This is a genomic window from Calditrichota bacterium (genome assembly GCA_013152715.1).
Taxonomy (GTDB): Bacteria; Zhuqueibacterota; Zhuqueibacteria; order Thermofontimicrobiales; family Thermofontimicrobiaceae; genus 4484-87.
Map to the genome: position 1 here is coordinate 1 of JAADFU010000062.1, position 6,918 is coordinate 6,918.

The following is a 6,918-nucleotide window of genomic DNA, read 5'->3' on the forward strand; positions in this document are numbered from 1 at the left end:
GAAAAGTAAATTTTGAAAGAAATTTCCAAACTCGTTTCTCCGGACGAATTGCTCATTCTCAAAAAAAATTGGTCACGATCAAGGAAAAAAGGGGTCTGGACTAATGGTTGTTTTGACATCATGCACGCCGGACATGTGGAATATTTGCAGCAGGCAAAAAACTTCGGCGATATTTTAGTCGTCGGCATGAACAGCGACAGGTCGGTGCACGCCCTCAAAGGGACGGGAAGACCTATTTGCAATGAACGTCATCGGTCGCAAGTGCTCGCTGCACTGGGATGTGTTGATTTCGTCATAATTTTTGACGAAAAAAGTCCGGTAAAAATAATCGAACAACTTCAGCCAAATGTTTATGTCAAAGGCGGCGATTACGCCATTGACACCATCGATCAGACCGAGCGGAGAGTCGTGGAGAACTATGGCGGGCAAATTGTAATCTTGCCGGAAGTGCCAGGAATTTCCACTTCTATTTTGATCGAAAAAATCAAACATCTGAAATGACCATTTCATTTAAATTTGCCGTTTTTGAGGAAAAAATTTGATGAAAGAATTAACTCCTTTGTATGAACGATTTAAAAATTCAGAAGAAAAAGAAAAATATGTTATTGATTTATTTTCTAAAATTGACAAAAATTATGACCAGATGAACCGCTACATGTCTTTCGGCATGGACATGAGCTGGCGGAAAAGAGCGATTAAATTAGGGAATTTCCCCAAAAACAGTTTTTTGCTTGACGTTGCTGCGGGAACCGGAGATTTTACTTTATCAGCATTGAAACAGTTACCAGAGGCAAGAATCATCGGAATAGATTTTTGCATGTCTTTGCTTAAAATTGCGAAACAAAAATTTGCCTCCCAAAACGGCAAATATCAGGTGGACTGGGTGTACGGCAATGGGCTGCGGCTCCCTTTTCCTGACAATTCCTTTGACGGCGTGATTACAGGATTTTCCTTAAGAAATGTCACCGCTGTACGCGGATTTTTTCAAGAATTCTATCGCGTGACAAAACCCGGCGGGAAAGTTGTATCTGTGGAAATGATGCGCCCGACAAAGCCGTTTCAGAAACGAATTTTTGCTATCCATCATAAAAAAATTGTTCCGGCGCTGGGGAAATTGCTCGCTTCTTTCCCGGATGCGTACACTTATCTTCCGCTGTCAATTGAAAATTTTTATTCATCCGATGAATTAGTCGATGAAATTACGTCGGTCGGCTGGAAAAATGTGCGTTACAAAAGCATGATGTTCGGATTTATTGCAGCTCATCTTGGAGAAAAGTGAGAGGGAAAAGCTATGACGACCTGGATGATTATTTTTTTGATTGCCTACATTGCGATCATTTTGTTCAGCTATTCGTTGAAATTTATTAATTTAAATTATCTAAAAAAGCACGGCCATGAAATTCCCGAGCCATTCATTGGTCACATCGACGGTGAATTGCTCAAAAAAACCAGCGACTACACCTTTGAGCACAGTCGGTTTGGCTACTTCGAATCCATTTTCGACAATATCGTACTCATCGTTTTTCTGTTCGGGGGTCTGCTCGGCATTTACACGCATTGGGTTTCTTCCCTCGGTCTGCCGTTCATCGTCGCCGGGATTGTTTTCTTTTTCTTGTTGTCGCTCATCTCCACAATGCTGGACATTCCGTTCGATTTGTACTCCACATTCAAAATTGAAAACAAATACGGTTTTAACACGACAACACCCAAAGTCTGGATCACAGACTTCATCAAATCAATCATCATTTCCGCTATTTTGCTGGCGATTATGGGCGGCGTCGGCTTCTGGATCATTCAGGCAAGTCCCCATTACTGGTGGCTGTTCGTGTGGGTGTTTTTTCTTGTGTTCAGTCTTTTTCTCATGTACATCTCGCCGTACGTCATTGAGCCGCTGTTCAATAAATTCACGCCAATTTCCGAAGAGTACAAATCGCTGGAAGAAAAAATCACTGAACTGCTGGCAAAAGTGGGCATCCGCGTTAGTCGTGTTTTTCAAATGGATGCTTCCAAACGCAGCAAACACACCAACGCCTATTTCACCGGCATCGGCAAAACCAAACGCATCATTCTTTACGATACTCTGCTGAAAAAAATGGAAGAAGATGAAATCCTTAGCGTGCTGGCGCACGAGGCAGGTCATTGGAAAAAGAAGCATCTGCTCAAAATGATCGTCGTCTCGGAGTTCATTGGTTTCATCGGCATTTACATTTCATTTCGTATTTTGCAAACCGACTGGCTGACGAAAATTTTTGCCCTGGAAGATGACTCGTTTTTTGCCAAATTAGTCATTTTGGGCTTCATTGGCGGGCTGGTCTCATTTCCGTTCACGCCCATTGGCAGCTATTTTTCCCGCAAACATGAGCGCGAAGCCGATCAAATGGCAGTTTCTCTCACCGGGAAATCTGACGGGCAAATCAGTGCGCTGATTAAACTGTCAAAAGATAATTTGTCAAATCTGCACCCGCATCCGTTTTACGCCAAATTTTATTATTCGCATCCGCCGATTGTGGAGCGAATCAAAATGCTTAAATCCATGAAACCGGAAAAAATTTAATTGAATTTTGGAATTTTAAAATTAATAATCACAAGGGACAAATTGCCATGAAACGTCTGGAGTTCAAAAATTCTGTTTACCTGACAAAACTTGAAAAAATTTCTCTCTTCTCCAAACTTTTTCCTTCTCTCACTTTTTACAGCAGCTTTCTCGCGGTAGTTTTTAGATCGAGCAGTCTGGCGAAAAAAGGAAAATATGACAACGAAGCGTGGATGGACGCCAGCTATCAAGTGCTGCGCGCCCTGGAAAAAAGAGGCGCTACTTTTGAAATTACAGGCATTGATCATCTCCAAAAATTAAATTCGCCGTGCGTCATCATCGGGAATCACATGAGTATGATGGAAACCATCGTCATGGCGAGCATCGTTCAGCCCATCAAAAACATCACCTTTATTGTCAAGCAAAGTTTGCTCGATTATCCGGTTTTCAAACACATCATGCGATCCCGCGATCCCATAGCTGTCACAAGAACTAATCCGAGACAGGATTTGAAGGCTGTACTGGAAGGCGGGCTTGAAAAAATCAAAAAGGGAATTTCCATCATTGTTTTTCCGCAGACCACACGCACCGTCAATTTCGATCCTGACCAATTCAGTACCATCGGCGTCAAACTCGCCCAAAAAGCAAACGCGCCGATCATCCCGCTGGCGGTGAAAACTGACGCCTGGGGAAACGGCAAATGGCTGAAAGATTTCGGGAAAATAGATCCGGCGAAACCTGTAAAATTTGCTTTCGGCCCGCCGATTCAGGTCAAAGAAAAAGGCAGCGATGCGCATGAGGCAGTAAAGGATTTCATCATTTCCAAGTTGAAAGAATGGGAAAAAGAATAAAAAATTCTGACTGATACCGCGGCGAAAAAAGTGCAAAATGAATACAATCCGGCAAGAAACAAGGAATTATTTTAACTTATTTGATTTATTGAAGTTGCAAACACTGTTCCGATCAAATGTGTCGAATTAACCCTGATTCTCGACCATGAATATCGACAAATTACCCTGATTTTTAACCATATTTTTATAAAAATACCTTGATTTTTGACCATATTTTCGCTATATTAACCCTGATTCACGACCATATTTTTAGTTTCGAGTTCGTAATTTTGTGATTGCGGTTTTGAATTGGCCAGATTGGCTGATTCCTCATCAGATTTCAAAAAAAATCAGATAAATTTTCGTTGGAAAAAGTTTGAAACGTTTACTCTCCAAAAAACTTGCGCACTGGAAAGACAATCCTTCTCGAAAGCCCATTTTGCTTCGCGGGGCCAGGCAAGTCGGAAAGACATGGTTAGTACGTGAATTGGGAAGACAGTTCCCTGAATTTATCGAAATCAATTTTGAACTTTATCCGGAAGCAAAAGAGATTTTTCACTCCAACCTTGACCCGAAACGAATTTCTCGAGATTTATCTGTACTATTTGGCAAACGTATTACTCCCGGAAAATCGCTAATTTTTTTCGATGAAATTCAAGAAGAGCCAAAAGCAATCCAGGCGCTCCGTTATTACTACGAGATGATTCCGGAACAACATGTCGTTGCAGCAGGTTCTCTGTTAGATTTTGAATTGGAAAAAATTGGGATGCCAGTTGGGCGAGTTGTCTCATTTTATCTACACCCCATGTCTTTCCTCGAATTTCTCGCCGCCAGCGAAGAGGGATTACTTCTTGAAACAATTATTGAGCACGATACTCATATACAAATTAGCCATCCAATTCATCAAAAAATTTTGAAACTTCTGGGCGAATACATGGCCATTGGCGGCATGCCTGAAGCCATCTCTCGTTGGTTTGTTTCGAACGATTTCCAGGAATGCACAGCAGTTCACCGCGCTATTGTCGATGCCTACCGTCAGGATTTCAATAAATATGCAAGAAAATACCAAATAAAATATGTAGAACTTTTATTTGACACAATTCCTGCGCTACAGGGAAAAATTTTCAAATTCAGCCATGTTCCAGGCAATTATCGAAAACGCGAATTACAACCTCCCCTGGAGCTATTGATTAAAGCCGGGCTTATACACAAAATCATCCATAGTGCAGGGCAAGGAATTCCACTGGGAACTCAAGCAAAACCTGAAATTTTCAAACTCATTTTTCTTGATATGGCATTAGCACAAGCAATCCTCGGTCTGGATACAACGTCCTGGCTGCTTGACCCGGAAACCTCTTTTGTGAACAAAGGTATTATCACCGAGGCCTTTGTGGGACAGGAAATGCTTGCTTACGCTGCTCACGACCAAAAGACGCAATTATATTTCTGGCAACGGCAGCGGAGAGGCAGTAATGCAGAAGTCGATTATTTGCTTCAAAGAAATCAACAGATAATTCCCATTGAAGTAAAAAGCGGGGCACCGGGAAGGTTGAAAAGTTTGAACATCTTTCTTGATGAACACAAAAATTCTCCTTTTGGAGTACGCTTTTCAGCCCTGAATTATACGATAGATGAACGACTTCATTCGCTACCGCTTTACGCCATCGCTCAATTAATGAATTTTAGCAAAAGAGATGTAGAGGCTTTATTGTAAAAATCAATGGCAATATCAATCTACCAACACAATCGATCTCGTCCGAATTCGACACTGACGGTTGAAAAATATGATGAAATTCAGTAAACTTTTTTTCCTGTTATCAATATTTTTTCTGCTCAATTGCTCCCGTGATGATTCTTCAACAATCAAATTCACGCACATTTATGATCCGCTGGGAGGACCGCAGGGGAAATTGAATGTCGATTGGATCGATGCGCGAGTCGAAAATTTCGAACAAAAACATCCCGCTTTTTCTGTTGAAATGGAGCAGGCGAAATGGGATCAAATCGATTCCAAGTCCATGTCCGATTTTCGCGCCGGGATCAGGCACGATGTTTTGCTCACTTCTCCGCAAATTTTACCAAAGCACGCGTTAGTCGGAGATCTGCTCGATCTGTCGCCATTCTTGACTTGGACAAAACAACAAATCGCTGAATTTTCCTGGAGTCCGGTTTGGAGTGCTTGTGTTTACAACGGTAGAATTTTAGGAATCCCCATGGGCGCGCACACCCGGCTTTGCGTTTACAATAAAGAAATGTTTCGTCAAGCAGGCCTCGATCCGGAAAAGCCTCCGCGAAGTCTGGATGAATTAATTTCCGCGACACAAAAACTCACTCGAGATCTCGATGGTGACGGCAAAATTGACGTCTGGGGATTGGGAATTTATTTCGGCCCTTCGCGCGCGACCATTGAGCTTGCTTTCGCGCCCATCCTCTGGCATTTCGGTGGAAAATTGTGGAACGAAAAAACCAAACGAGCGGTTTTCGCGTCGCCCGAGGGAGTCAAGACAGTCAAATTTTTGCGCGATTTGATTTACAAATATCGCGTCACGCCGCCCTGGGTTTTGAGCGGCGCTTACGACGATGTTGTTTTGCGCGGATTTTTAAATGAGAAATTTGCCATTGCCTGGGGCTGGGGCAGCTACTGGATTCAGCCGCTGGAACAAAAGGGTTGGATTAAAAATTGTTTTCCGCCAACTCCCGAAGCGGAAATGGTCAAAGCCGGTATTTTTCTGACGCCAACAAACCCACAGGCGCAATTCACAAACGCCTGGACTATTTCCGTTCATTCTCTGGCCAAAAATCCAAAAGTCAGCTCCGAGCTATTGAAAGAATTCGTAACCCCAGAAACATTAAAAGATTTTCCCGATGCCGGACTTCCCGGCGCATTGTCCGTCTGGCAGGGGGCCGAGTATCAATCCGATTTTTATCAAATCTGGTTCCAGGCGATCAAATTGGGCCGCTCCATGCCGCAGACGGCTCATTATGAAGAATTAGCAAACACTGTCGCCGCCGCGCTGCAAGAAATTCTCGTCAAAAATGCAAATCCGGGAAAAACTTTACAAAAATTCCAGCGAGCTTACAACATTCGCTATGCCGGGGAGTAGATTGGGACACGGATGCACGTGAATGAAACAGACGCCCCGGATTTTTCTCTGATTGCTCTGTGGCTCCGTGGCTAACCATTCTCAAACATTCGCAACTAACGTGAAACGCAAAAATATGATCAAAAACAAATACCAGGAACAAGCTCAAGCCTACGCCATGCTCAGCCCCATGTTGCTGTTACTGGCGATTTTTCTCATCTCGCCGATGGTAACGGGACTGATAATGAGTTTGTACAAAACCAGTCTCTCCGGCACAACAACTTTCGTGGGCTTGCGAAATTTCAAACTTTTGCTCACGGAAGAACGTTTTTTGACTAATTTGCGGCTCACGTTAATTTACGTCATTGGCAATATTTCCATTTCTCTGCCGCTGGCATATTTGCTGGCAATGCTCATCACCAAAAAATTACGCGGAGCAACGTTGCTGCGAGGGATTTTTCTCCTACCCTGG

7 protein-coding genes are annotated in these 6,918 nt (G+C 43.0%); all 7 read left to right on the forward strand.

What is annotated here, in order from left to right; all coding sequences use genetic code 11:
* The first annotated feature begins 12 nt into the window (after nucleotides 1-12).
* Nucleotides 13-501, forward strand: coding sequence for a D-glycero-beta-D-manno-heptose 1-phosphate adenylyltransferase (rfaE2, locus tag GXO74_05015; GenBank protein NOZ61019.1), 489 nt, complete (start codon nucleotides 13-15; stop codon nucleotides 499-501).
* 40 nt (nucleotides 502-541) lie between these two features.
* Nucleotides 542-1,279: a ubiquinone/menaquinone biosynthesis methyltransferase gene (locus tag GXO74_05020; GenBank protein ID NOZ61020.1), complete on the forward strand. Its 738-nt coding sequence runs from the start codon at nucleotides 542-544 to the stop codon at nucleotides 1,277-1,279.
* Nucleotides 1,280-1,291: 12 nt separating this feature from the next.
* Nucleotides 1,292-2,554 (forward strand): M48 family metallopeptidase, encoded by a 1,263-nt coding sequence (locus GXO74_05025; GenBank protein NOZ61021.1) that lies wholly within the window; start codon nucleotides 1,292-1,294, stop codon nucleotides 2,552-2,554.
* A 47-nt stretch (nucleotides 2,555-2,601) separates the two neighbouring features.
* Entirely contained in the window at nucleotides 2,602-3,384 is a 783-nt protein-coding gene (locus tag GXO74_05030) for a 1-acyl-sn-glycerol-3-phosphate acyltransferase (GenBank protein ID NOZ61022.1), read from the forward strand.
* Between the two features lie 355 nt (nucleotides 3,385-3,739).
* Nucleotides 3,740-5,077: an ATP-binding protein gene (locus GXO74_05035; protein NOZ61023.1), complete on the forward strand. Its 1,338-nt coding sequence runs from the start codon at nucleotides 3,740-3,742 to the stop codon at nucleotides 5,075-5,077.
* A 70-nt stretch (nucleotides 5,078-5,147) separates the two neighbouring features.
* Entirely contained in the window at nucleotides 5,148-6,467 is a 1,320-nt protein-coding gene (locus GXO74_05040; protein ID NOZ61024.1) for an extracellular solute-binding protein, read from the forward strand.
* A 115-nt stretch (nucleotides 6,468-6,582) separates the two neighbouring features.
* A partial coding sequence (locus GXO74_05045) for a sugar ABC transporter permease (GenBank protein ID NOZ61025.1) occupies nucleotides 6,583-6,918 on the forward strand: 336 nt, incomplete at its 3' end.

Bases quoted from the DNA above. Each gene is read 5' to 3' on its own strand.
- GXO74_05020 (NOZ61020.1), top strand. From the start codon at position 542: ATGAAAGAATTAACTCCTTTGTATGAACGATTTAAAAATTCAGAAGAA.
- GXO74_05025 (NOZ61021.1), top strand. From the start codon at position 1,292: ATGACGACCTGGATGATTATTTTTTTGATTGCCTACATTGCGATCATT.
- GXO74_05030 (NOZ61022.1), top strand. From the start codon at position 2,602: ATGAAACGTCTGGAGTTCAAAAATTCTGTTTACCTGACAAAACTTGAA.
- GXO74_05040 (NOZ61024.1), top strand. From the start codon at position 5,148: ATGATGAAATTCAGTAAACTTTTTTTCCTGTTATCAATATTTTTTCTG.